This is a genomic window from Bacillus sp. AY2-1, from assembly GCF_008368965.1.
Lineage (GTDB): Bacteria > Bacillota > Bacilli > Bacillales > Bacillaceae_G > Bacillus_A > Bacillus_A thuringiensis_S.
This window is the reverse complement of record NZ_QPEL01000020.1, coordinates 34,889-57,990: the sequence shown is the minus strand read 5'-3', so window position 1 is coordinate 57,990 and position 23,102 is coordinate 34,889. Positions and strand designations below refer to the sequence as shown.

The window sequence follows — 23,102 nt, the reverse complement described above, 5'->3', positions numbered from 1 at the left end:
TTAGATGACAAAATGGAAGCGGGCAAACCCGAATGGAACGAGAGATTATTTATTCGAAGAATGTACATTAATTGAAGAAGTGGAGCAAAAATTAAGGCTTACTTTTTTAGAGAGAGGTTATGAGGAAATAAGAACACCTACAATTGAATTTTATGATGTTTTTGCATTTCAAAATAGACCGATAGATGAAGAGAAGATGTATAAATTTTTTGATGAAAAGGGAAGGATTATCGTTTTACGTCCAGATATGACAATTCCTTTAGCGAGAGTTATTGGAACGCAGAGATGGGATACGCCACTTAAAGTGACGTATAGCGGGAATGTATTTCGAGCAAATGAATCCCATTCTGGAAAATATAATGAAATCGTACAAAGTGGTATTGAAGTTATCGGGATTGATAATGTAAGAGCTGAAATTGAATGCGTAATAAGTGTCATTCAAGCACTTCAAAAGTTGAATGTGCAATCTTTTACAATTGAGATTGGGCAAGTACAGTTATATAAATGTATTGTAAAAAAACTCTCCATCCATGATGAAGAAGAAAGGGTACTTAGAACGTATATAGAAAGTAAAAATTATGCTGCCCTCTCAAATTTCATCGGAGAAAAGAAATTTGATCGATGCGATGAGACAGTAAGATTACTTGAGAAATTACCGAGGCTATTTGGAAATTTAGAAGTTATTGAGGAAGCAGAAAAGCTTGCTTCAAGTAATGAAATGAAAATGGCAATTGCAAGAGTAAAAGAAATGTATGAAACAATGGAAACGTTAGGATATGGTTCTTACATATCAATTGATTTAGGCATGATTCAACACTTAGATTACTATACGGGTGTTATTTTCAAAGGATATATATATGAAATTGGAGAAGAAATCGTTAGTGGCGGAAGATATGATGAGCTAATTGGGAATTTTGGAGAAACGCTGCCGGCTGTTGGACTCGCGCTGCAAGTAAATCAAATTGTGAAGGCGCTACAAGAGCAGCAAGAACCATATGAACGAAATCAAATTGATATTGTGATTCATTATGAGTTAAATAGATTAGCAGAAGCAGAAAGGTTACGAAATTTACTTCGAAAGGACGGGAAAAATGCCTGGTTATCTCTATTCTCTAATTTAAGCGATACCTTTCAATTTGCAAGAAAAAATAAAATAGGAACGGTCGTTGAGGCAAAGAATGAATACTTAGTGGAATATGTGTGGAATGAGAAATGGGTAGTCCAGAAAGAAGGAGAGACTTCATGCGTAACATTCAAATTGCGTTAACGAAAGGAAGATTAGAAAAACATGTAATTCCACTCTTTGAGCAGATTGGAATTGATTGTTCGGAACTCAAAAATAAAGGTCGGAAGCTTGTATTTCAAAGTAAAAATACAAATGTTTCATTTATTTTAGTAAAAGCGGTTGATGTTGCTACTTATGTAGAACATGGGGTAGCTGATATTGGGATCGTTGGAAAAGATATTTTAATGGAAAACGAGAAAGATATTTATGAAATGCTGGATTTAGGAGTAGGGATTTGTAAGTTTTGTGTTGCTTCTATTCCTACGTATAATCCGAAAAGTTACCGGAAGAAAAGAATTGCTACGAAATACCCACATATTACTTCTACTTATTTTCATGATAAGGGAGAGGACGTAGAAATTATTAAAATAGAAGGTTCTGTAGAAATCGCTCCTCTTCTTGGATTGGCAGATGCAATTGTAGATATTGTTGAAACAGGAAAAACATTACAAGAGAATGGACTTATTATATTTGAGGAAATGCAATCTATATCGGCTCGGATGATTGTAAATAAGGCGGCCTTAAAAACTAAAAAAGACGAAATATTCAGTATTGTAAATATGATGGAGCAAGAAATCTTATCAGGGAAATAGGAGGACTTAAAATGGAAATCATTTATGAAGACTTTAAGGAGGCATTATCTAAAATAAAAGTGCTAAGAGAAAACGCTAATATAATAGAAGAAACTGTTCAAAGAAGTGTAAGAGAAATCATTAGAAATGTAAGGGAAGGGAAAGATGAGGCTTTATCTTTCTATACAAAAAAGTTTGATGGTGTAGAGATGAAAGATTTTTGTGTAAGTGAAGAAGAAATACAGCAAGCGAGTATGCTTGTAGAGAATTCATTTTTAGAAGCTTTAAAAGAGGCGAAGAAAAACATTGTTTCGTATCACGAAAAGCAAAAGAAGTACTCAATATTCGATTGTGAAAGTAAAGGCATAATTAGAGGGCAGCTCATTCGGCCATTAGAAAATATAGGTGTATATGTACCGGGTGGGACAGCCTCATATCCTTCTTCAGTATTAATGAATGTATTGCCGGCGAAACTCGCAGGTGTGAAAAAGATTGTAATGGTAACACCGCCGAGGAAAGAAGGAATTGATCCTCATATATTAGCTGCTGCAAATCTTGCGGGGGTAGATGAAATTTATACGATAGGTGGCGCGCAAGCAATTGCGGCTTTAGCATACGGGACGGAATCGATTCCGAAAGTGGATAAAATAGTTGGACCGGGAAATTTGTACGTCGCTCTAGCGAAACGAGAAGTATACGGAATAGTAAATATCGATATGATTGCTGGTCCATCAGAAATTGTAGTTGTCGCGGATGAAACAGGTAATGCAAAATATATCGCAGCGGATTTATTATCGCAAGCAGAGCATGATGAGAGAGCAACGGCAATTTGTATTACAACGAATATGGAACTAGCTAAAGAAGTAGAAAAAGAGGTAGAAAGACAGTTAGAAATGTTACCAAGAAGTGAAATTGCACGTGAATCAATAAATAGAAATGGAGCCATCTTTATCGTTCCTTCTTTAGAGGAGGCACTAAAGTTATCAAATGAAATTGCTCCAGAACATTTAGAGTTACATATAAAAGAACCGATGAATGCTCTAGATTATGTGAAACATGCAGGCTCTATTTTCCTTGGGCCATATGCACCTGAACCGCTCGGGGATTATTTGGCGGGACCGAATCATGTATTACCAACGAGCGGAACGGCAAGATTTTTTTCTCCGTTATCAGTCGATGATTTCGTGAAAAAATCAAGTTTTATTTCTTATACGGAGGAAGCATTAAAAAATGTACAGCATCATATTGTAGAGCTTGCAAATAAAGAAGGGTTACATGCACATGCGAGAGCAATCCAAATAAGGTTTGAGGAGGAAAAATAATGCGTCAGTCCAGTCAAGTACGTCAGACGACAGAAACAAAAATTAAATTAAGTTTGCAGCTTGATGAAAGTACGAATGTATCTATTCAAACGGGGATTGGTTTTTTCGATCATATGCTGACTTTATTTGCTAGACATGGAAGATTTGGATTGCAAGTTGAGGCAGAAGGTGATGTATTTGTCGATGCACATCATACCGTTGAAGATGTTGGAATTGTAATCGGAAATTGCTTGAAAGAAGCATTGCAAAATAAAGAGAGAATTAATCGTTACGGTTCAGCGTATGTACCGATGGATGAATCTTTAGGATTTGTCGCAATTGATATAAGTGGACGCTCATATTGTGTATTTCAAGGGGAATTAACAAATCCGAAGCTCGGGGATTTTGATACAGAATTGACGGAAGAATTTTTTAGAGCAGTTGCACATGCTGCCAATATTACATTACATGCGCGCGTTCTATATGGAAGTAATACACATCACAAAATTGAAGCATTATTTAAAGCTTTTGGTAGAGCGCTTAGAGAAGCGGTCGAAAAAAATGCCAACATTACTGGTGTAAATTCAACGAAAGGGATGTTGTAATTGATTGCCATTATAGATTATGGAATGGGGAATATTCGTAGTGTAGAGCAAGCATTAAAATATATTGGGGCAGAGCACATTGTAACGAGTGATAAAGAAGAGATATTGAGAAGCGATGGCGTGATTTTACCGGGAGTAGGTGCATTTCCGAAAGCGATGGAAGTATTAGAAGAAAGAGATTTAGTGTGTGTACTAAAAGAAGTTTGTGATATAGGAAAACCACTCCTCGGTATATGTTTGGGCATGCAGCTTTTATTTGAACGAAGTGAGGAACTAAAAGGTTGTAGTGGGTTAGGTTTACTACCAGGGGAAATTCGTAAGTTAAAAGTTTCGTATAAAATTCCTCATATGGGATGGAATGAATTAAGGAAGGAAAGAGAATTTCCCCTTTGGAATGGATTAGTAGATGGTTCTTTCGTGTATTATGTTCATTCATATTACGCGGATTGTCCAGATGAAATTGTATGCGGAGTAAGTGATTATGGAATGCAAGTACCAGGGTTTGTAGCGAAAGGAAATGTATTTGGTGCACAGTTTCATCCAGAAAAAAGTGGTGAAATTGGCATGCAAATATTAAAAAATTTTCAAGGGGTGGTAGAAGTATGGAAATCTTCCCGGCTATCGATTTAAAGGAAGGGCGATGCGTTAGACTTTATCAAGGAGAGTTTAGTAAAGAAACGGTGATGAATGAAGATCCGGTAGCGCAGGCGATCATATTTGAAAAGCTTGGAGCGGAAATACTACACATTGTTGATTTAGACGGTGCAATTGCTGGCGAGTCGCTAAATTTTCTCGTCATTGAAAAAATCTGCAAGGCGGTACGTATTCCTGTGCAAGTGGGAGGAGGAATTCGTTCACTTAAAGCGGTGGAGAAGTTATTGTCAGTAGGTGTAGAAAAAGTGATTTTAGGAACAGCGGCTCTTTATGATAAGTCATTTTTAGAGGAAGCAGTTCATCTATATAAAGAGAAAATCATTGTTGGAATTGATGCGAAAAATGGTTTCGTAGCAACGAGAGGTTGGCTTGATTTGTCTGAAATTTCTTATATTATTTTAGCGAAACAAATGGAAAGTTTAGGTGTTCAAACGATTGTGTTTACAGACATTTCGAAAGACGGGACGCTTGCAGGGCCAAATTTTGAACAATTGACGTTACTTCAAAAAAGTGTGGGCATTCGTCTCATTGCCTCTGGAGGAGTGGCATCTATTCAAGATGTGAAAAAGTTAAATGATATGAATATATATGGTGTCATAATTGGAAAGGCGCTTTACGAGAAAAAGATTGATTTAGAAGAAGTATTACAGGTAACGAAGTTATGTTAGCGAAACGAATTATTCCATGTCTAGATGTGAAAGAAGGGCGAGTCGTAAAGGGTGTAAATTTTATAGGATTACAAGATGTCGGTGATCCGGTTGAAATAGCTGAAGCATATAACGAGGCAGGGGCAGATGAAATCGTATTTTTAGATATTACGGCGACCCATGAAGGAAGAAAAACGATTATAGATGTTGTAGAAAAAACAGCAGCAAAAGTATTTATTCCTCTTACGGTTGGCGGGGGGATTTCAAGTGTGAAAGATATGTACAATTTACTAAGAGCTGGAGCAGACAAAGTTTCAATAAACTCAGCGGCAGTGCGAAACCCGAAGCTAATCGAAGAAGGGGCAGAACACTTTGGATCACAATGTATTGTCGTCGCAATTGACGCTAGAAAAGTAGCGGAAGATAAATGGAACGTATACGTCAACGGTGGAAGAGTTGACACAGAAATGGATGCTATAGAATGGGCGAAGCGTGTTGTTAAGCTCGGGGCGGGTGAAATTTTGTTAACGAGTATGGATGCAGATGGAACGAAAAGTGGATATAATCTTCGTTTAACAGAAGAGATTTCAAAAAGTGTTTCCATTCCAGTCATCGCATCAGGGGGCTGTGGTCATACGGATCACATTATAGAAGTTTTTCAAAAGACAACGGTTGATGCAGCGTTAGCGGCATCCATATTTCATTATGGTGAGGCGACAGTGCAGAGTGTAAAGCGAAAATTAAGAGATGCAAATGTTGAGGTGCGGTTATGAAACCTAATTTTTCAAAAGGATTAATACCAGCAATTGTCATCGAAGAAGGTACGAAAGAAGTTTTAATGCTAGCTTATATGAATGAAGACGCATATGAAAAAACGTTAGAGACGAAAAGAACATGGTTTTATTCTCGTTCGAGGCAGTCGTTATGGAATAAGGGAGAAACATCAGGGAATGTTCAATATGTGCAATCTCTATACTTAGATTGTGATCAAGATTCAATTGTTGTGAATGTGAAACAAGTAGGGCCTGCTTGTCATACGGGGGAGAAGACATGCTTTCACTATCAAATTATATAGGGGGGATACATATGGAAAATGCCTTTAAGTTGCTGTATAAAACAATTGAAGAACGAAAGGAAAGCCCACTTCCTGAATCGTATACAAATTATTTATTTTCAAAAGGAGAAGATAAAATTTTAAAGAAAATTGGTGAAGAGTGCGCTGAAGTAATTATCGCATGTAAAAATAATGATAAAGAAGAAGTAGTGAAAGAAATGGTTGATGTATTTTATCACTGTTTCGTTTTATTGGCTGAAAAAAATATTGCATTGGAAGATGTCATGCGAGAGGTGAAAGAACGAAATGGAAAGCTTTCGAGAGTTGGGGATAGAAGGGAAATAGATACATTATAAGGGGGAATGTATATGAAAGTAGATTATCATCTTCACTTAGAAGAAGGACCGTATTCAATAAGATGGCTTGCTAAAATAAATGAAGCGTTGGAATGTTATGAACCGCTTCAAGAAAGGCATTCTATTGATTGGCTTATGAAAACACAAGAGCGTTTGCAAAAGCGTGTGAAGGAAGGGCCATTTACAAAAGAATGGATGGATCTCTATTTAGAAGAAGCTGTGCGAAAAGGAATAAAAGAAGTGGGAATTGTTGATCATCTATATCGTTTTCATGAAGCGCAAGGATATTATGAAAAATATGTAGATATTAGTGATTCTAAGCTTGGTCGTATACAGAAGGAATGGTTAGATCAAGTAAGGGTAGTTTCACTGTATGATTTTACAAAGGCAATTGAAGAAGCGAAAGAACGATGGAGTAAAAGAGGTGTCACACTTAAACTTGGAATTGAAGCGGATTATTTTCTTGATTGTGAAGGAGAGTTAAAAGAATTATTAGCGCTAGGAGACTTTGATTATGTAATTGGTTCCGTTCATTTTCTAAATGGCTGGGGATTTGATAATCCGGATACGAAAGAATATTTTGAGGTGCATGACCTACGCACATTATACGATACGTTTTTTAAAACAGTTGAGAGTGCGATTCATACAGAGTTATTTGATATTATCGCTCATCTTGATAATATAAAGGTATTTAATTATCGATTGGATGAGAATGAACAGCTTTCTTATTATGAGGAAATTGCCTGTGCGTTAGTAGAAACGAATACGGCAACAGAAATAAATGCAGGACTGTACTATCGTTACCCTGTTCGTGAAATGTGCCCAAGTCCACTATATTTACAAGTATTAGCTAAGTATGGTGTTCCAATTACGATTTCTTCGGATGCCCATTATCCAAATGATTTAGGGAATTATGTACAAGAAAATGTACAAACATTACGAGCTCACGGTGTTACTCAGGTCGCAACATTTACGAAGCGAGCAAGAGTAATGAGGTTGCTTGAAGAAGAAGTAACAAATTTAAAATGAAACGCGATTTTTTGATGAAAACCGTCCTTTTTGTTCAAAATAAGAAAGAATGAAAAGGAGGGTAAGAAATGGCGAAACAACAAAATAAACAAAATGTACAAGTTGCACAGCAACAAGCTTATACGTCTGAAACGAATGCTGCATCTCAATCGGTTATTGAGGAGCAAATTAGCGATACGGTTGCAGAAGGAACTATTGATGTGAAGCTCGGAGAAGAATCGCAGGAAAAAGCGTAAGAAGAGGGGAGAGTTGTATCTCCTCTTTTTTTATGGAAAAGTGTCGATTTTCAAAACTATAATCAAATTCCTTGGTTTTTATATATGGATTTCTTACAATGAAATATAAGAGATATCTTATTTTCTATAGAAGAGGTGTTAGTAGTGGCAAAAATATTAGTAGCGGGAAAAATTCCAGAAATTGGATTAGAACTATTAAAAGATCATGATGTAGAAATGTACGATAAAGAGGAGTTAATTTCTATAGATGAATTAACAGAGCGTGTAAAAGATAAAGATGCATTGTTAAGTTTACTTTCAACAAAGGTGCCAAAAGAAGTTATTGATGCAGCGCCTCATTTAAAGATTGTTGCAAACTATGGTGCTGGTTACGACAATATTGATTACACGTATGCTGGCGAAAAAGGAATTGCAGTAACGAATACACCGAAAGTATCAACGGAAGCGACTGCAGAATTAACATTTGCACTTCTTTTAGCAGCGGCGCGTAGAATTCCTGAAGGGGATACGTTATGTCGTACGACTGGATTTAACGGATGGGCACCGTTATTTTTCTTAGGACGAGAAGTCCACGGTAAGACAATTGGAATTATTGGTCTTGGAGAAATCGGGAAGGCTGTTGCAAAACGTGCGAGAGCATTTGGAATGGGTGTTTTATATACAGGGCCAAATCGTAAGCTTGAAGCTGAAAGTGAACTGGGAGCAACGTATGTGACGTTGGAAGAATTATTACAAACAGCAGATTTTATTACAATTAACTGTGCTTATAATCCAAAATTACATCATATGATTGATGAAGAGCAGTTTAAAATGATGAAGAAAACAGCGTATATTGTAAATGCTTCACGTGGACCAATTATGAATGAAGCGGCACTTGCTCATGCATTAAAAACGAATGAAATTGAAGGGGCAGCTCTTGATGTGTTTGAATTTGAACCGAAAATTACAGAAGAGCTAAAAGAATTAAAGAATGTAGTGCTTGCTCCACACGTAGGGAATGCAACGTTTGAAACTCGTGATGCGATGGCTGAAATGGCTGTCAGAAATATTTTAGCTGTATTAAACGGCGAAGAGCCAGTAACACCTGTAAATCAAAAGGTATTAGTCACAAAATAAAAAGAAACCTTCCGGACTCGGAAGGTTTCTTATTTTTCTTTATTCGCTTTTTTAGACGGTCTTTGTCTAATGAATTGAGATAACATGTACAAAATATATAGTGGAATGGCAATGAATAAGAAAACAGAAAAATTGCCAAATCCTGTTTGATACATTGTAATAATGATTCCAACTAAAAATAGTGTAATAATGATGCTATATCGTGGAATTGGTACATCTTTTAAACTTGGGATACGAATGCGGCTCACCATTAAAAATGCGAACGTTACAAATACGGTAATAAGAACGATTTTTGGAATGGTATGTGAAAATAATGTTAAGAAAGCAACAAGCCCTCCCGCTGCTGTAATCGGTACTCCAGTGAAATATTTCATTGAAGTAGAAGATGGTGTTACATTAAATCGTGCTAAACGATATGCCCCGAAAAGAGGGAATAATCCCGCTATGTATAATCCGATGATTCCGTAGTTTGAGAAAGATGTGTAATACATTAAAACAGCAGGTGCTGCACCAAATGTTACGACATCTGCAAGCGAGTCGAGCTCTTTTCCCATTTGTGAATCAACACGTAATAAACGAGCAACACGACCATCAAGACTATCTAACATCATCCCGATAAGTACTAAAATAGCAGCTGATTTATAATATCCTAAAGATGCATAGCCGATTGATAAAAATCCGCTATATAAATTTCCGAGCGTAAATAAGTTTGGAATAGCTGCTCTATACAAAATCTGATCCCTTGCTTTCTGTAATAAATTCTTAATTAGTGTATGAAAGTTTACTTATTTTATCATACCATAAATTTATTCCTCATACGAAAGAAATTACCAATTTGTGAAAGATTTCATAGAAGGATGAGGAATAAATTAAGTGAAAATAAAAAGAGGAAGCAACTTGTATAAAGTTGCTTCCTTTACTATTCAAATTTCGTTGTCATCGTTCCGGTTTTATATCGATTATTAGGATCGAAACGTAATAAATCTCCATAAATTAATTTATCGGAGAGTTTTAATTCTGTTTTTGCTTTTTCAACATACGGCTGACATAGCGTCATGTCAGCTTCTTCACCCGTACTTCTTTTGTAGCACATATTTTTTGTATAAACATACTCTTCAGAAACAAAGCTACCATCACGCATTACCATAAGCGGGTCTTTTTCTTTAATAAATAAGTCAGTTCCAAATTCAACGGATTTATTTGTTTTAATACCAAGTAAATGAAGGAGCGTTGGTTTAATATCAATTTGACCAGATACTTTAGAAACAACTTTTCCTTCTTGACCAGGCACATGAATAATAAGAGGAACGCGTTGTAATTGCATAGAATCGAATGGTGTAATAGTATCTTTTCCTAGGAACTGTGCCATAGCTGCGTTATGGTTTTCGGAAATACCATAATGATCACCATAAATGACAATAACGGAATTATCATACAGTCCTTCTTCTTTTAATTGTTTAATAAATAATTTAAGAGCTTCATCTGTGTAACGAACAGTTGGGAAGTAGCGGTTTACAACACCACTTTCTGAGTTGAATTCATCAACATATTGGTCTTCCGGATTTAGAAGAAACGGAAAATGATTTGTTAATGTAATAAATTTTGTATAGAACGGTTGCGGTAAAGATTTTAACTTTGGAATAGATTGTTCAAAGAACTCTTTATCTTTTAATCCCCAACCGACAGACATTTGTTCCGTTCCTACGTAATCATTTAAATTAAAGTAACGATCATATCCAAGTGTAGGATACATTACATCCCGATTCCAAAACGTTTTATCGTTTGAATGGAAGACGGCGGAAGAATATCCGTATTTCTTTAATTGTTCTGGTGTAGCTGTGTATTCATTTGTTGCATGAGTAAAGAATACAGAACCACGATCTAGTGGGTAAAGTGAGTTTTCAACGATAAATTCAGCATCAGAAGTTTTACCTTGTCCAGTTTGATGATAGAAGTTATCGAAATAGAAGCTATCCTTAATAAATTCATTTAAAAATGGTGTAATTTCTTTTCCATTTATTTTTTTATTAATAACAAAGCTTTGTGTAGATTCCATTGAAATTAAAATTACATTTTTACCTTTTGCAGCTCCAAATAAGTTTTTATCAACTTGCTTGTCTTTTGAGTCTGTATAGTTCTTAATTTCAGAAAATCCATCGCCACTTGCAAATACACGCTCAGCTGAAGACTTGGATTGAAGTGTAATATCAAATAGATGATATGTGTATAAACCTAAATTTTTCACAACAGTTTGACGGTCAAATGAGCGTGAGAACATTTGTGGTTTATAAATAACTGATACAACAATTTGTAGTGCTAATAAAGCTGTTACACCGCTAAAGAAAGTTCGCTTCTCTGAGCGGGAAAGTGGTGTTTTGTCGCCAAATGATGGGAATTTACGCGAAATAAACATTAAAATAATTGCATCTGCAAATAAAAGTAATGTTTTGTACGTAAAGAGTTCTTTTATACTTGTCCCTAAATCAGCCATATTGTTTGTTTGGAATAAAACCGGGAAAGTAACGAAATCGTTATAGAACCCATAAAACATTGCGTTTCCAAATAAAATAAATGACAGTATAAAACTGATTCCAATTATAATTCGGTTTCGGTGCTTAGATGCAAGTAAAGCTAAGCCGAAAAATAAAAGTAACGCAGCTAGTGGATTAATAAAAAGCATGAATTCTTCAAAGAAATTATCAATTTTAATATCAAATGCTAGCTTGTACACAATATATGTTTTAATCCATAGTAAAACGACTGCAACGAGTGCAAATCGCAGTTTTGGAAACAGATGTTGTAGCATAATATACTCCTCTCCTAAAAAGCATGACAGTTCTTGTGAGTCAGTTTGCTTAACGACTCCTTTTATATATACGAACAGTCCTTTGTTATTATGATTATTATACTATGAGTATCATTATACGAAAATAAAAGGGGGTTGTGGGCTTTTTTATAATAATCGAGTAGAAAAAGATTGGTGGGAGACAATAAAACAGAATTTCTATGTATGATAATTATCGTACGTAGAAAGAATCGCGTGATATACGGAGGTTATAATGCGAAAATTATTATATTTTATAGCATGCAGTAGTGTTATACTTTTTACTTCACCGAGTGTGTCGGTAGCTCAATATGATGCACCTCTTATGGAAGATGCACTTTATTCTGTTTTATTTCCAAAAATAAATAAAGCAATTGAAAAACAATATGGAAGTTTGAAACCTTATCAATGTCCTAAAATTATTAGTTTAAAAAAAGTGTATAGCGGTACATATTTATTTCAAGCAAGTATTGAAGTGACAAAGTATGAACGTGTTGCTGGGAAAATTGCTCCACCATTTGAGAAGGTAACGATTACATTTAATAACGAAGAAGGCGAATGGGAAGTGACAAAGATTTCAGTAAAGCGCTTACCAAACGATACAAAATTAAACTGTAAAAAAACAATATAAAAAATTGTTTGACAAATAAAATGGTCCTTTGGTATTGTTAATAGCAACAATTAGATGTTTGAAAATTAAATAGACTTACCTCATCTACTCTCAAAGGTAGAGGCCGCGATAGGAAAGAGTAAGCTATGGGAGATTTAATGGAATCTGTGATCATAGGTTGAAAGGGACTATTGCCGAAATATAAGAATAACCATCTTATTCATATATTGGGACTACATTGAATAAATGTAGTACTGTCATAAGATTTATTTTATGGAGAGCTATTTGGAGATGTTGATGCGGTTTCTTATTTTGAGGAGATAACAACTCGTTTATTTTTTCAATATATATTTTTCCTAATAAGAAACGCGTGTGAACATTGTTCCGCGCGTTTTTTGTCTATCTAAAAGCGTGCTGCAATGAATAGAAGATTGGGGTTATGAGTTTTAGAGGAAATAAGGGAGGAATTTAAATGTATTTACACGGCACAAGCCGAATTAATGGGCAAGGACACTTAGAAATTGGAGGGTGCGATACGACGCAGCTAGCAAAGCAATACGGAACACCACTTTATGTATATGATGAAGAGTCTATTCGAGGAAAATGCCGAGCGTTTCATCGTGCTTTTAAAGAAAGTGGTTTCTCTTATCAAGTAGCATATGCAAGCAAGGCGTTCTTGTGCATGGAGATGTGCCGAGTAGCTCGTGAAGAGAATATGTCATTAGACGTTGTTTCTGGGGGAGAATTATATACTGCGCTCCAAGCAGGATTTCCAGCATCACGTATTCATTTTCATGGAAATAATAAAACAGAAGAAGAGATAGTGATGGCTCTTCAGGCGAATATTGGTTGTTTTGTCGTAGATAATTTCTTTGAATTAGAAATTTTACACGATTTAGCGATGCAACATGGAAAATTTGTGAACATATTAATTCGTGTAACGCCTGGAGTAGAGGCGCACACACATGAATATATTACAACAGGCCAAGATGATTCGAAATTTGGATTTGGCGTTTCAAACGGTCAAGCGATGCAGGCAATTGGATTTGCTTTACAAAAATCAAATTATAATGTGCTAGGGATTCATTCACATATCGGATCGCAAATATTTGAAACAGCTGGTTTTGTTCGAGCAATTGAAGTTCTTCGCCAATTTTTAGAAGAAGTGAGAGAGCAAACAAACTATGTAGTAAAAGTGTTAAATGTAGGCGGGGGATTTGGAATACGCTACACAGAGTCGGATACACCATTAACTCTTGAGACATATGTGCGAGCTGTAACAAGTGCAGTGAGAGAACAATTTACTGTATGTGAATATCCATTGCCAGAAATATGGATTGAACCAGGCCGTAGCATTGTAGGTGATGCTGGGACAACAATTTATACAGTTGGATCTGTGAAAGATATTCCTGGTATTCGGAAATATGTATCAGTCGATGGTGGAATGACAGATAATTTAAGACCTGCTTTATATAGTGCGCGTTATGAAGCAATGTTAGCGAATCGAGGGAATGATGAGAATGAGGAACTCGTTTCGATTGCTGGGAAATGCTGTGAGAGTGGAGATATGTTGATTTGGGATATTCATTTACCAAAAGTCGCTTCTGCTGATTTACTAGCAGTTTCCTGTACAGGAGCCTACGGGTATTCGATGGCGAATAATTACAATCGGATTCGAAGACCAGCCGTGGTCTTTGCAAAAGGCGGAACATCGCAAGTAGTTGTGGAACGCGAAACATATGAAAATATTATTGGGAACGATCGCATACGTATTAAAGAGCTTGTCTAAATAGAAAAGGAGTTGTTCGGATGGGCAATTCCTTTTTTGTAAAATAAAATAATTAAAATATATCGGAAAACTAGGATTGAAAAAAATCAGAATTGTGATAAAATACAAATACAAAGCTTATCAAGAGAAGCGGAGGGAACTGGCCCGAAGAAGCTCGGCAACCTGCTTATAGAAAGCAAGGTGCTAAATCCAGCAAAATGGAATCCATTTTGAAAGATAAGGTAAAATATATTACCGAACAGTCTTTTCGAAATGGGAAAGATTTTTTTTATGAATAAAAAGGGGGGCTGTTCGCGTGAGTGTACGGGAACATTTTGATGAAGTATCCGAGAAGATTGAAGCGATGCTTGCTGATATGAAATATGGTTCAATTACAATTGTTGTGCAAGATGGAAAAGTAATTCAGTTAGAGAAAAGTGAAAAAGTACGTTTAAAGTGAAAAGCGCTGACTAGAAAAACTAGAGGCGGTTTTAACCTATTTTCATTAGGTTAAAACCGTCTTTTTGCTTTTACAGGGGGAAAAAACATGTTGACGTATGAAACGTGGGAAGAAAATGTTGTTTCATTTTCGGAAGAAGATGAAACAAAAGGCGCGTTATCAGTATTAAATTGGGCTTATGAAGAGTATAAAGATGAAATCGTCTATGCATGTAGCTTTGGGGTGGAAGGTATGGTATTGCTGCACCTTATAAACCAAGTAAATCCATCTGCTAAAGTTGTATTTTTAGATACAAATGTTCATTTTCAAGAAACGTATGAATTAATTCAAAGAGTGAGGGAACGATTTCCTTCATTGAATATTATAGAAAAACAGCCAGAACTTACACTTGATGAACAGGCGAAGTTGCATGGTGAAAAACTGTGGGAGAGCAATCCGAATCTTTGTTGTAAGATTAGAAAAATTTTACCTTTAGAAAAATCATTAGTCGTGGAAAAAGCATGGATATCGGGCTTAAGAAGGGAACAATCAGAAACACGTAAGCATACAAAGTTTATAAATCAAGATCATCGTTTTCAATCTATTAAAGTTTGTCCACTCATTCATTGGACGTGGAAAGAAGTTTGGCGATATGTATACAAACATAGCTTGCCGTATAATCCGTTGCATGATGTTGGCTATCCAAGTATTGGGTGTGAGAAATGTACTTTACCTGTAGGGGATGGTGGCGATTCAAGAGATGGTAGATGGGCTGGGAAAATGAAAACCGAATGTGGTCTTCATTATCAATAAGATGAATCTTGAAATAAAGCTAAGAGGGGATATAGAAAATGAGCACAGTAAACGAATTAGTAAACCGTATAGATGAGACATATGAGGTATCACAAATTGAAAAAGAAATTAAATTAGACAATATTGCTTTAAGTGATTTAGAACTATTGGCGACAGGTGGATATAGCCCGCTTACTGGTTTTTTAGGGAAGGAAGATTATGATTCAGTCGTAGAAACGCTTCGTTTAGCAAATGGTAGTGTGTGGAGTATACCGATTACATTACCGGTAACAGAAGAAGTCGCAGAAAGCCTGAAGACTGGAGAGGAAGTAAAGCTTGTCAACAATGGAAATATATATGGTGTTATTCAAATAGAAGATATTTTCGTACCAGATAAAGAAAAAGAAGCGTTACTTGTATATAAAACAACGGATGAGGTTCATCCAGGAGTGAAAAAGTTATATGAACGGCCAAACGTTTACGTTGGAGGAACTATTATTCTAACAAAACGCTTTGAAAATAATCAATTTCCTTCTTATCGTTTAGACCCAATTGAAACGAGAGAAGAATTTAAAAAACGTGGGTGGAAAACAGTAGTCGGATTTCAAACGAGAAACCCGGTACATCGTGCCCATGAGTATATTCAAAAATCTGCTCTTGAAATTGTAGATGGTCTCTTTTTAAATCCACTCGTTGGAGAAACGAAATCGGATGATATTCCTGCTGATGTAAGAATGGAAAGCTATGAAGTACTCCTTCAAAACTATTATCCGAAAAATCGTGTCTTTTTAAGTGTATTTCCTGCTGCAATGCGTTACGCAGGACCAAGGGAAGCTATATTTCATGCGTTAGTAAGAAAGAATTTTGGATGTACACACTTTATTGTAGGGCGTGATCATGCCGGAGTAGGAGATTATTACGGAACATACGAAGCGCAAGAAATCTTCACGAATTTTACGATAGAAGAGTTAGGCATTACACCACTATTCTTTGAACATAGTTTTTACTGCACGAAATGTGAAGCGATGGCTTCAACGAAAACATGTCCGCACGGAAAAGAAGATCATGTTATTTTATCGGGTACGAAAGTAAGAGAATTATTAAGAAACGGTGAGATTCCGCCAAGTACATTTAGTCGTAAAGAAGTAGTAGAAGTGCTAATTAAAGGTTTAAAAAAAGAAGTAGTAACAGAATAGGGAGAGAACGAGATGGATACGAATATTACTTGGCATATAGCTTCGGTTTCAAAAGATGATAGAAGAGTGAAGAATGGACATCACAGTTTTGTAATTTGGTTTACTGGTTTATCAGCTTCGGGTAAATCTACAGTAGCGAATGCGGTCGCTCGTAAACTGTTTGAAAAGAATATTGGAAATTATGTGCTGGATGGGGATAACATTCGCCACGGTTTAAATAAAGACTTAGGATTTTCTGAAAGTGATCGCATGGAAAATATAAGACGTATTGGCGAAGTGGCAAAGTTATTTGTAGATCAAGGAACAGTTGTCCTTACAGCGTTTATTTCACCATTTCGAGTAGATCGCAAACAAGTAAGAGATTTATTAGCGGCAGATGAATTTATTGAAATTTTTGTGAAGTGTCCGATTGAAGAGTGTGAGAAACGTGATCCGAAAGGGCTTTATAAAAAGGCAAGAAAAGGTGATATTAAGGATTTCACAGGTATTGATTCGCCTTATGAAGAGCCAGAACAAGCAGAATTAATTGTAGAAACGCACAAATATTCTATTGAAGAATGTGCAGAACAAATCGTGAAGTACTTACAAGAGCGTAGTTTTATCCCGCTATTTGCCGGGAAGTAAAATTCCCACCTCAAAATTCGGTTGGGGCAAAGAAGTTAGGTGGGAGTCGGGTTGCCCGTAAATACCCGATTGGTTAAGGCTAATAATCAGCGTGGGATGAACAAAACTCTACTGATTAAAGTTTCACTTTATATAGGGGGATTTAAAAATGAGTTATGAAAAAGTATGGGCTAACAATGAAAAATTAAATCAGACGGAGAAAAATAAATTAGAAAAAGATGGTTTAGAAATTTTTAATGATATTCCTTACTATGCGGAAAATGGATTTGAATCTATTCCGAAAGAAGAGTGGGATGCCTTTAAATGGGCAGGATTGTATTTACAACGTCCAAAAGAAGCTGGTTATTTTATGATGCGGGTAAATATTCCGTCAGGGATTATTACAAATGCGCAGGCAGAAGTACTTGCTTCTATCGCTGAGGATTATGGACGTGATGTAATAGATATTACTACGAGACAGGCGATTCAGTTTCACTGGTTAGAAATTCAGCAAATTCCAGATATTTTTAAAAGATTAGCAAGAGTTGGATTATCTTCAGCGGGGGCTTGTGGTGATATTACGCGGAATATTACAGGTAATCCGCTTGCTGGAATTGATGCAAATGAACTATTTGATACGACACATATTGTGAAAGAAGTATATGACTACTTCCAACATAATGAAGAGTTTTCTAACTTGCCACGTAAATTTAAAATGTCTATTAGTTCTAATATTTATAACTCAGCAAACGCAGAGATTAACTGTGTTGCATTTACACCTGCTACGAAAGAAATAGATGGTGAGAAAAAAGTTGGTTTTCATATAAAAGTAGGCGGAGGGTTATCAGCCCGTCCATATTTAGCTGATGAATTAGATGTGTTTGTTTTACCAGAAGAAGTGAAGGAAGTGGCGATTGCGATTGCTACTATATTCCGTGATTTTGGATATCGTGAGAAACGTCATTTAGCCCGTTTGAAATTTCTTGTTGCGGACTGGGGAGCAGAGAAATTTAAAGAGAAACTAATAGAGTATACAGGGCCTTTACAAAGTAAAGGGGAAAGTGCACTCAAAGGATGGAATGCAGGCTATTTTTATGGTGTTCAAGACCAAAAACAAGAGGGATTAAAATATGTAGGTTTTAATGTACCAGTAGGTCGTTTACATGCAGAAGAAATGTTTGAGATTGCAAGAATCGCAAAGCAATATGGAAATGGACAAATTCGTACATGTAATTCACAAAATTTTATTATTCCGAACGTTCCGCCGGAAAATGTAAAAGGATTACTTAGTGAACCGTTGTTTGAAGCGATATCTGCAAGCCCGAAATCATTTATTGGTCATGCGGTTTCATGTACTGGTATTGAATATTGTAATCTTGCACTAGTAGAAACGAAAGAAAGATTACGAAAAATTGCAGAATACTTAGATACACAAATTGCACTTGATGTTCCAGTTCGAATTCATATGGTAGGATGCCCGAATTCATGTGGTCAACGTCAAATTGCTGACATTGGATTACAAGGGGTGAAAATGAAAACGAAGGAAAAGGGAATTGTTGAAGCGTTTGAAATATACGTAGGTGGAACGTTGTTAGATGGCGGTGCCTACAATCAAAAGTTAAAAGGAAAAATAGATGGCGAGGATTTACCTGATGTACTCGCATCATTTATAAGTTATTTCAAAGAGAATAAATTACCAGCCGAAACATTTTATGATTTTGTAGGTCGTGTTGGTGTAGATACATTACAAATAGCGTTAAATAACGTGTTAGAAGATGTCATAGCGTCTTAGGGAGGACAATATGGATTTATATCGATTTGAAGCTGTATTAGTGAGTGATATTGTTCCGATTGTTGTTGTTGCTCAAAGTGAAGAACAGGCATTTAAGCTTGCGGAGATTGAGCTTGAAAAGCATTTTTTACCGTTGCCAGAGGTAAAAGAGATTTCTTTGTTTGAAAAAAAGAAGATTCGAAAAGGTGCGGCATTTGTTATTCATGAGTAGAGATCAGTAATACGAAAAAATAAAAACTTCCATTCTTATATACGAATGGAAGTTTCATTTTAATAGAAGAAATGAGGAGAGATGATGGGAAAGGTTTATATTGTTGGAGCGGGTCCTGGCGATCCAGATTTAATTACTGTTAAAGGATTGAAATGTATTGAGAAGGCAGATGTTATTTTATACGATCGCCTTGTGAATAAAGAGCTGCTTTCACACGCAAAGCCTGATGCGGATTTAATTTATTGCGGGAAACTCCCGAATTATCACACGATGAAGCAAGAAACAATTAATACATTTCTTATTAAGTATGCGAAAAAAGGAAAAGTTGTAACGAGGCTTAAGGGCGGTGATCCATTTGTATTTGGTAGAGGAGGAGAAGAAGCGGAAGCATTAGCAAAGCAAGGTGTACCATTTGAAATCGTCCCAGGCATTTCGTCTGGAATAGCTGTACCTGCTTATGCTGGTATTCCAGTGACGCACCGTGATGCAAGTGCAAGTTTTGCTATTGTGACTGGGCATAGGAAAGAAGGTGCTAAAGAAGAAGTGAAATGGGAAAATTTAGCGAAAGGTGTAGAGACGTTAGCTGTATATATGGGGGTTAGTAATTTACCCTACATATGCGAACAACTGATGAAGCATGGAAAAGATAAAAGTACGCCAGTTGCTATTATTGAGCAGGGGACGACGTCTATGCAGCGCACAGTTGTTGGAACGTTAGGGACAATTGTAGATGTTGCGAAAAAAGAGCAAATTCAAAATCCGAGCATGATTGTAATTGGAGAAGTTGTCCGTTTTAGAGAAAAAATCCATTGGTTTGAGAAGCAAACGGAAAATGCTTATCAAGTAAGTGGAGTGTTGTAAAATGAAAGCCGTCTTATATATATGTCATGGAAGTCGTTTGAAGACAGCAAAAGAAGAGGCGATTCAATTTATTACATCGTGTATGAGTCGTATAGAAGCGAATATTCAAGAAGTTTGTTTTTTAGAGTTAGCGAATCCAAATATTGATGAAGGGTTCCGTATATGTTTGAAGCGTGGTGCTACAGAGGTTATTGTTATTCCAGTTTTTTTATTAGCGGCAGGTCATGTAAAAAAAGATATCCCGTTTGAATTGGTAAAGCTCAAGAATCAATATCCGAATGTTAAAGTGACTTATGGTAATCCGTTTGGTGTGTCAGAAACACTTGTTAAATCGGTGTATAGCGGAAGTGGCATCGAACAGGAAGATAAAAATGAAGTGACGTTACTTCTCGTTGCAAGAGGGAGCAGTGATCCTGAAGTATTAAGAGATATAAACTGGATTGCTTCTTTATTTCAAACGGAAGAGAAGGTTAAAAAAGTAGAAGTTTGTTATTTAGCGGCTGCAGAGCCAAAATTTGAGGAGAAGTTAAAGGAAGTTGTAGAACGAAAAGAAAAGAACATCGTTGTACTGCCTTACTTGTTATTTACAGGTTTACTTATGAAACATATTGAGAAAGAAGTGCGCCAATATGAATTGGAAGAGATAAAAATCAGTCCATATTTAGGGAAGAATGAAGCGTTTCAAGATATGTTAATTCAGAAAACGACGGAGTTATTGAAGGGAGATCAGTATGTATCCACTTACAGTGCGAGTTAATGAGAAACGTGTTGTTGTTATTGGTGGGGGAAAAGTTGCAGGATTTAAAATTATTCCTTTACTCAAACAAGGTGCAGATATAGTTGTAATCAGTCCAGAATTAGATGCGAATTTAGTAAAACTTGTGGAAGAAAAGAAAATTCGTTGGTATCAAAGAGAATATGAAAAAAGTGATATTAAAAGTGCTTTTTTAGTTGTTGCAGCGAGTAGTGATTCAATATTAAATGAACAAGTTGCTGAAGATGCCGCGGAGAATCAATTAGTAAATGTTATTACAAATCCGGAAAGTGGTAATGTTCATTTTCCGGCAGCGATTCATCGTGGTTTGCTTAATATAGCAGTTTCTACTGGGGGAGCGAGCCCGAAGCTCGCAAAAAAAATTCGAGATGAGATTGCAAATAAATATGATGAGACATATGAATCGTATTTAGATTTTTTATATGAAGTAAGGGTGAAGTTAAAAGATTTACAGTTAGAAAAGAGGGAACGAAATATATTGCTCCAGGAAGTGTTGAAATCAGTATATATGCAAAACGAGGGGAAAAGAGAAAGTTTTTTGCGAGAATTAGAGGAAAAGGTTTTAAAATAATAAAAGATAAAGTGCGCTTTACAAATATAAAAATATAATTTATAATCACAAGTAACTTCAATAGATGAAATCGATGAGCAAGAAGAGTACGTATATTTGATGCGTTCAGAGAGCTGGGGTTAGGTGGGAGCCCGGTACGATAAATTATACAGAATGGGCTTGCGAGAGGTATGTTGAACATTGTAGTAGGCAACCCGGGTTCCGCCGTTAAAAGGATAGAGTATCGGAATTATTCCTGTACTTGAACAAGTGGGATTTATCAATCCAATTGAGGTGGTACCACGGTATTTACATTACATATATCGTCCTCTACATGCATATTTGCGTGTAGGGGACTTTTTTATTTTCTAAAGGAGGTGTGCGAGTATGAAATGAAAGTGTATAATTAACAAAAGTTTAAATATTCAGAAAAGGAGAATTTATGATGAAAGAAACACAGCAATGGACGTCGAAAATAGGCTTTGTACTCGCAGCAGCCGGAGCCGCAGTAGGTCTTGGTGCGATATGGAAATTTCCATATGTTGCAGGTAATGGCGGGGGAGGAGCATTCTTCCTTGTATTTTTACTATTAACTTTATTTATAGGTATGCCTCTTCTAATAGCGGAGTTTGTTATTGGACGTAGCACGCAAAAAGAGGCGGTTACAGCTTATAAAGTATTAGTGCCAAATAGCAAATTATATCCTTGGATTGGTCGTATGGGAGTTGTTACTTGTTTTAGTGTACTATCTTTTTATAGTGTTGTAGGTGGATGGATTTTACTTTATTTATATTATAGTGTGACAGGCAGTTTCTGGAATGGAGTAGCTGATTATGGACAATTGTTTGGTGAAACGATTTCAAATCCGTTAAGTGCGATTGGAGCACAATTTATCTTTATGCTTTGTACAATTTTTGTCGTAAGTAAAGGTGTAGAGAAAGGTATAGAAAAGGCAAGTAAGTACATGATGCCGCTATTATTTATTTTATTTATAGCGATTATTGTTCGTGCGTTAACACTCGATGGTGCTTTTGCTGGAGTAGAGTTCTTCTTAAAGCCAGATTTTTCAAAGCTTACAGCAGATACGATTTTATATGCGATGGGACAATCTTTCTTCTCGCTAACTGTAGGTGCCTCGGTAATGGTAACGTATAGTTCGTATTTAAAGAAAGAAGAACATTTAGCGAAATCAGCAACATCTATTGTAAGTTTAACTGTTTTTGTTACAGTACTTGCAGGATTAGCAATTTTCCCAGCGATTTTCGCATTAGGAGTTAAACCGACTGAAGGACCGGGATTACTGTTTATCGTCCTTCCAGCAGTATTTGCAAAAATACCATTTGGTCAATTTTTCTTTATTATGTTTTTAATTTTATTCTTCTTTGCGACTTTAACATCAGCAATTTCAATGCTTGAAATTGTAGTAGCATCTGTTGCGAAAGGTAATGAGAAGAAGCGTCCGTCAGCATCATTATTAATTGGTATTCTTATTTTTGCAGTCGGTATTCCATCAGCGTTATCATTTGGAATAATGAGTGACGTGAAAATATTCGGGAAAACATTTTTTGATTTAGTCGACTTTTCAGTAAGTAACGTATTGCTGCCGTTAGGAGTACTAGCTATTTCATTATTTGTACCAAATAAAATGAGTAAAGAATTGTTGATGAAAGAATTAGAAGTGACGGAAACGAAAGGGAAAACGTTATTTAACATTTGGTTCTTCTTACTTCGTTATGTCATTCCGGTAACTGTAATAATTGTATTTTTAAATGCGATAGGTATATTTAAAATGTTTGCATAAAAAAGACGGGGATCTACCGTCTTTT

At 36.1% G+C, this 23,102-nt stretch carries 26 protein-coding genes, 2 riboswitches and 1 other annotated feature; of the genes, 24 read left to right on the top strand and 2 right to left on the bottom strand.

From position 1 onward, the window contains the following. Window positions 1-4: 4 nt before the first annotated feature. The 12 genes from DN403_RS05955 to DN403_RS05900 all read left to right on the top strand — a co-directional run bounded on the left by DN403_RS05955 (window position 5) and on the right by DN403_RS05900 (window position 8,855). Complete coding sequence (locus DN403_RS05955) at window positions 5-1,267, top strand: ATP phosphoribosyltransferase regulatory subunit (RefSeq protein ID WP_016077941.1); 1,263 nt, start codon at window positions 5-7, stop codon at window positions 1,265-1,267. Beyond that, on the top strand, window positions 1,243-1,878 hold the full coding sequence (gene hisG / locus DN403_RS05950) for an ATP phosphoribosyltransferase (RefSeq protein WP_001244490.1): 636 nt from the start codon (window positions 1,243-1,245) through the stop codon (window positions 1,876-1,878). The genes DN403_RS05955 and hisG overlap by 25 nt, the downstream gene beginning before the upstream one ends. 11 nt (window positions 1,879-1,889) lie before the next feature. Next, the gene (gene hisD / locus DN403_RS05945) at window positions 1,890-3,179 is read left to right on the top strand and encodes a histidinol dehydrogenase (protein WP_000402915.1); all 1,290 of its coding nucleotides are present in this window, start codon (window positions 1,890-1,892) and stop codon (window positions 3,177-3,179) included. Further along, window positions 3,179-3,763, top strand: coding sequence for an imidazoleglycerol-phosphate dehydratase HisB (gene hisB / locus DN403_RS05940; RefSeq protein ID WP_149185346.1), 585 nt, complete (start codon window positions 3,179-3,181; stop codon window positions 3,761-3,763). The genes hisD and hisB overlap by 1 nt, the downstream gene beginning before the upstream one ends. Continuing rightward, complete coding sequence (hisH, locus tag DN403_RS05935; protein WP_016077940.1) at window positions 3,764-4,393, top strand: imidazole glycerol phosphate synthase subunit HisH; 630 nt, start codon at window positions 3,764-3,766, stop codon at window positions 4,391-4,393. Next, window positions 4,366-5,085 carry a 1-(5-phosphoribosyl)-5-[(5-phosphoribosylamino)methylideneamino]imidazole-4-carboxamide isomerase gene (gene hisA, locus DN403_RS05930; protein WP_042597451.1) on the top strand — a complete coding sequence of 240 codons (720 nt, stop codon included), beginning with the start codon at window positions 4,366-4,368 and terminating at the stop codon, window positions 5,083-5,085. The genes hisH and hisA overlap by 28 nt, the downstream gene beginning before the upstream one ends. Continuing rightward, the gene (hisF, locus tag DN403_RS05925) at window positions 5,079-5,837 is read left to right on the top strand and encodes an imidazole glycerol phosphate synthase subunit HisF (RefSeq protein ID WP_000880106.1); all 759 of its coding nucleotides are present in this window, start codon (window positions 5,079-5,081) and stop codon (window positions 5,835-5,837) included. The genes hisA and hisF overlap by 7 nt, the downstream gene beginning before the upstream one ends. After that, the gene (hisI, locus tag DN403_RS05920) at window positions 5,834-6,139 is read left to right on the top strand and encodes a phosphoribosyl-AMP cyclohydrolase (protein ID WP_000803959.1); all 306 of its coding nucleotides are present in this window, start codon (window positions 5,834-5,836) and stop codon (window positions 6,137-6,139) included. Before hisF ends, hisI begins: the two co-directional genes overlap by 4 nt. Before the next feature lie 11 nt (window positions 6,140-6,150). Further along, the gene (hisE, locus tag DN403_RS05915) at window positions 6,151-6,474 is read left to right on the top strand and encodes a phosphoribosyl-ATP diphosphatase (protein ID WP_000426355.1); all 324 of its coding nucleotides are present in this window, start codon (window positions 6,151-6,153) and stop codon (window positions 6,472-6,474) included. A gap of 12 nt (window positions 6,475-6,486) precedes the next feature. Next, window positions 6,487-7,503, top strand: coding sequence for a histidinol phosphate phosphatase domain-containing protein (locus tag DN403_RS05910; protein ID WP_000861858.1), 1,017 nt, complete (start codon window positions 6,487-6,489; stop codon window positions 7,501-7,503). 68 nt (window positions 7,504-7,571) lie between these two features. After that, a complete protein-coding gene (locus tag DN403_RS05905; protein ID WP_001118892.1) occupies window positions 7,572-7,739 on the top strand; it encodes a DUF4025 domain-containing protein in 168 nt (55 codons plus the stop codon). 144 nt (window positions 7,740-7,883) lie between these two features. Then, complete coding sequence (locus tag DN403_RS05900; protein WP_001062837.1) at window positions 7,884-8,855, top strand: NAD(P)-dependent oxidoreductase; 972 nt, start codon at window positions 7,884-7,886, stop codon at window positions 8,853-8,855. 29 nt (window positions 8,856-8,884) lie between these two features. Here DN403_RS05900 and pssA read toward each other — a convergent pair whose 3' ends face one another. Together pssA and DN403_RS05890 are read right to left on the bottom strand one after the other, a co-directional pair. After that, window positions 8,885-9,586 carry a CDP-diacylglycerol--serine O-phosphatidyltransferase gene (gene pssA / locus DN403_RS05895; protein WP_000285417.1) on the bottom strand — a complete coding sequence of 234 codons (702 nt, stop codon included), beginning with the start codon at window positions 9,584-9,586 and terminating at the stop codon, window positions 8,885-8,887. A 188-nt stretch (window positions 9,587-9,774) separates the two neighbouring features. After that, the gene (locus DN403_RS05890) at window positions 9,775-11,661 is read right to left on the bottom strand and encodes an LTA synthase family protein (protein WP_000939085.1); all 1,887 of its coding nucleotides are present in this window, start codon (window positions 11,659-11,661) and stop codon (window positions 9,775-9,777) included. 253 nt (window positions 11,662-11,914) lie between these two features. Between DN403_RS05890 and DN403_RS05885 the strand changes: the two genes are divergently transcribed. The 12 genes from DN403_RS05885 (at window position 11,915) to DN403_RS05830 (ending at window position 23,077) form a co-directional block, all read left to right on the top strand. After that, entirely contained in the window at window positions 11,915-12,310 is a 396-nt protein-coding gene (locus DN403_RS05885) for a DUF3888 domain-containing protein (RefSeq protein ID WP_001228823.1), read from the top strand. 89 nt (window positions 12,311-12,399) lie between these two features. Next, a riboswitch (Lysine riboswitch) is annotated at window positions 12,400-12,581 on the top strand. Window positions 12,582-12,761: 180 nt separating this feature from the next. After that, complete coding sequence (lysA, locus tag DN403_RS05880) at window positions 12,762-14,078, top strand: diaminopimelate decarboxylase (RefSeq protein WP_000280641.1); 1,317 nt, start codon at window positions 12,762-12,764, stop codon at window positions 14,076-14,078. Between the two features lie 114 nt (window positions 14,079-14,192). Next, window positions 14,193-14,301: riboswitch (SAM riboswitch) on the top strand. A 72-nt stretch (window positions 14,302-14,373) separates the two neighbouring features. Beyond that, window positions 14,374-14,517, top strand: coding sequence for a YezD family protein (locus DN403_RS05875; protein ID WP_000116158.1), 144 nt, complete (start codon window positions 14,374-14,376; stop codon window positions 14,515-14,517). An 87-nt stretch (window positions 14,518-14,604) separates the two neighbouring features. Further along, complete coding sequence (locus DN403_RS05870) at window positions 14,605-15,309, top strand: phosphoadenylyl-sulfate reductase (RefSeq protein ID WP_000959017.1); 705 nt, start codon at window positions 14,605-14,607, stop codon at window positions 15,307-15,309. Between the two features lie 38 nt (window positions 15,310-15,347). Then, window positions 15,348-16,484: a sulfate adenylyltransferase gene (gene sat, locus DN403_RS05865; RefSeq protein ID WP_000108784.1), complete on the top strand. Its 1,137-nt coding sequence runs from the start codon at window positions 15,348-15,350 to the stop codon at window positions 16,482-16,484. Window positions 16,485-16,496: 12 nt separating this feature from the next. Beyond that, window positions 16,497-17,108 carry an adenylyl-sulfate kinase gene (gene cysC / locus DN403_RS05860; RefSeq protein WP_042597452.1) on the top strand — a complete coding sequence of 204 codons (612 nt, stop codon included), beginning with the start codon at window positions 16,497-16,499 and terminating at the stop codon, window positions 17,106-17,108. A 148-nt stretch (window positions 17,109-17,256) separates the two neighbouring features. Next, window positions 17,257-18,879, top strand: a complete 1,623-nt coding sequence (locus DN403_RS05855; protein WP_042597453.1) for a nitrite/sulfite reductase — start codon at window positions 17,257-17,259, stop codon at window positions 18,877-18,879. Window positions 18,880-18,889: 10 nt separating this feature from the next. After that, complete coding sequence (locus tag DN403_RS05850; protein ID WP_000366918.1) at window positions 18,890-19,090, top strand: DUF3906 family protein; 201 nt, start codon at window positions 18,890-18,892, stop codon at window positions 19,088-19,090. A gap of 84 nt (window positions 19,091-19,174) precedes the next feature. Then, the gene (gene cobA, locus DN403_RS05845; protein WP_042597454.1) at window positions 19,175-19,951 is read left to right on the top strand and encodes a uroporphyrinogen-III C-methyltransferase; all 777 of its coding nucleotides are present in this window, start codon (window positions 19,175-19,177) and stop codon (window positions 19,949-19,951) included. 1 nt (window position 19,952) lies between these two features. Then, window positions 19,953-20,708: a sirohydrochlorin chelatase gene (locus DN403_RS05840; RefSeq protein WP_042597455.1), complete on the top strand. Its 756-nt coding sequence runs from the start codon at window positions 19,953-19,955 to the stop codon at window positions 20,706-20,708. Continuing rightward, window positions 20,683-21,297 carry an NAD(P)-binding protein gene (locus DN403_RS05835; protein WP_000283361.1) on the top strand — a complete coding sequence of 205 codons (615 nt, stop codon included), beginning with the start codon at window positions 20,683-20,685 and terminating at the stop codon, window positions 21,295-21,297. The genes DN403_RS05840 and DN403_RS05835 overlap by 26 nt, the downstream gene beginning before the upstream one ends. A 64-nt stretch (window positions 21,298-21,361) precedes the next feature. Further along, window positions 21,362-21,610 (top strand) — a binding site (T-box leader). A gap of 111 nt (window positions 21,611-21,721) precedes the next feature. Beyond that, entirely contained in the window at window positions 21,722-23,077 is a 1,356-nt protein-coding gene (locus DN403_RS05830) for a sodium-dependent transporter (protein ID WP_000665434.1), read from the top strand. Window positions 23,078-23,102: the final 25 nt, after the last annotated feature.

What these genes read in the sequence shown, in the direction of transcription:
- DN403_RS05835 (WP_000283361.1), top strand. Translation starts at nt 20,683, where the DNA reads ATGTATCCACTTACAGTGCGAGTTAATGAGAAACGTGTTGTTGTTATT.
- DN403_RS05955 (WP_016077941.1), top strand. Translation starts at nt 5, where the DNA reads ATGACAAAATGGAAGCGGGCAAACCCGAATGGAACGAGAGATTATTTA.
- DN403_RS05840 (WP_042597455.1), top strand. Translation starts at nt 19,953, where the DNA reads ATGAAAGCCGTCTTATATATATGTCATGGAAGTCGTTTGAAGACAGCA.
- hisD (WP_000402915.1), top strand. Translation starts at nt 1,890, where the DNA reads ATGGAAATCATTTATGAAGACTTTAAGGAGGCATTATCTAAAATAAAA.
- DN403_RS05890 (WP_000939085.1), bottom strand. Translation starts at nt 11,661, where the DNA reads ATGCTACAACATCTGTTTCCAAAACTGCGATTTGCACTCGTTGCAGTC.
- hisG (WP_001244490.1), top strand. Translation starts at nt 1,243, where the DNA reads ATGCGTAACATTCAAATTGCGTTAACGAAAGGAAGATTAGAAAAACAT.
- DN403_RS05870 (WP_000959017.1), top strand. Translation starts at nt 14,605, where the DNA reads ATGTTGACGTATGAAACGTGGGAAGAAAATGTTGTTTCATTTTCGGAA.
- sat (WP_000108784.1), top strand. Translation starts at nt 15,348, where the DNA reads ATGAGCACAGTAAACGAATTAGTAAACCGTATAGATGAGACATATGAG.
- hisB (WP_149185346.1), top strand. Translation starts at nt 3,179, where the DNA reads ATGCGTCAGTCCAGTCAAGTACGTCAGACGACAGAAACAAAAATTAAA.
- DN403_RS05910 (WP_000861858.1), top strand. Translation starts at nt 6,487, where the DNA reads ATGAAAGTAGATTATCATCTTCACTTAGAAGAAGGACCGTATTCAATA.
- DN403_RS05830 (WP_000665434.1), top strand. Translation starts at nt 21,722, where the DNA reads ATGAAAGAAACACAGCAATGGACGTCGAAAATAGGCTTTGTACTCGCA.
- hisA (WP_042597451.1), top strand. Translation starts at nt 4,366, where the DNA reads ATGGAAATCTTCCCGGCTATCGATTTAAAGGAAGGGCGATGCGTTAGA.
- hisE (WP_000426355.1), top strand. Translation starts at nt 6,151, where the DNA reads ATGGAAAATGCCTTTAAGTTGCTGTATAAAACAATTGAAGAACGAAAG.
- DN403_RS05850 (WP_000366918.1), top strand. Translation starts at nt 18,890, where the DNA reads ATGGATTTATATCGATTTGAAGCTGTATTAGTGAGTGATATTGTTCCG.
- lysA (WP_000280641.1), top strand. Translation starts at nt 12,762, where the DNA reads ATGTATTTACACGGCACAAGCCGAATTAATGGGCAAGGACACTTAGAA.
- DN403_RS05885 (WP_001228823.1), top strand. Translation starts at nt 11,915, where the DNA reads ATGCGAAAATTATTATATTTTATAGCATGCAGTAGTGTTATACTTTTT.
- hisI (WP_000803959.1), top strand. Translation starts at nt 5,834, where the DNA reads ATGAAACCTAATTTTTCAAAAGGATTAATACCAGCAATTGTCATCGAA.
- DN403_RS05855 (WP_042597453.1), top strand. Translation starts at nt 17,257, where the DNA reads ATGAGTTATGAAAAAGTATGGGCTAACAATGAAAAATTAAATCAGACG.
- cysC (WP_042597452.1), top strand. Translation starts at nt 16,497, where the DNA reads ATGGATACGAATATTACTTGGCATATAGCTTCGGTTTCAAAAGATGAT.
- DN403_RS05905 (WP_001118892.1), top strand. Translation starts at nt 7,572, where the DNA reads ATGGCGAAACAACAAAATAAACAAAATGTACAAGTTGCACAGCAACAA.
- hisF (WP_000880106.1), top strand. Translation starts at nt 5,079, where the DNA reads ATGTTAGCGAAACGAATTATTCCATGTCTAGATGTGAAAGAAGGGCGA.
- cobA (WP_042597454.1), top strand. Translation starts at nt 19,175, where the DNA reads ATGGGAAAGGTTTATATTGTTGGAGCGGGTCCTGGCGATCCAGATTTA.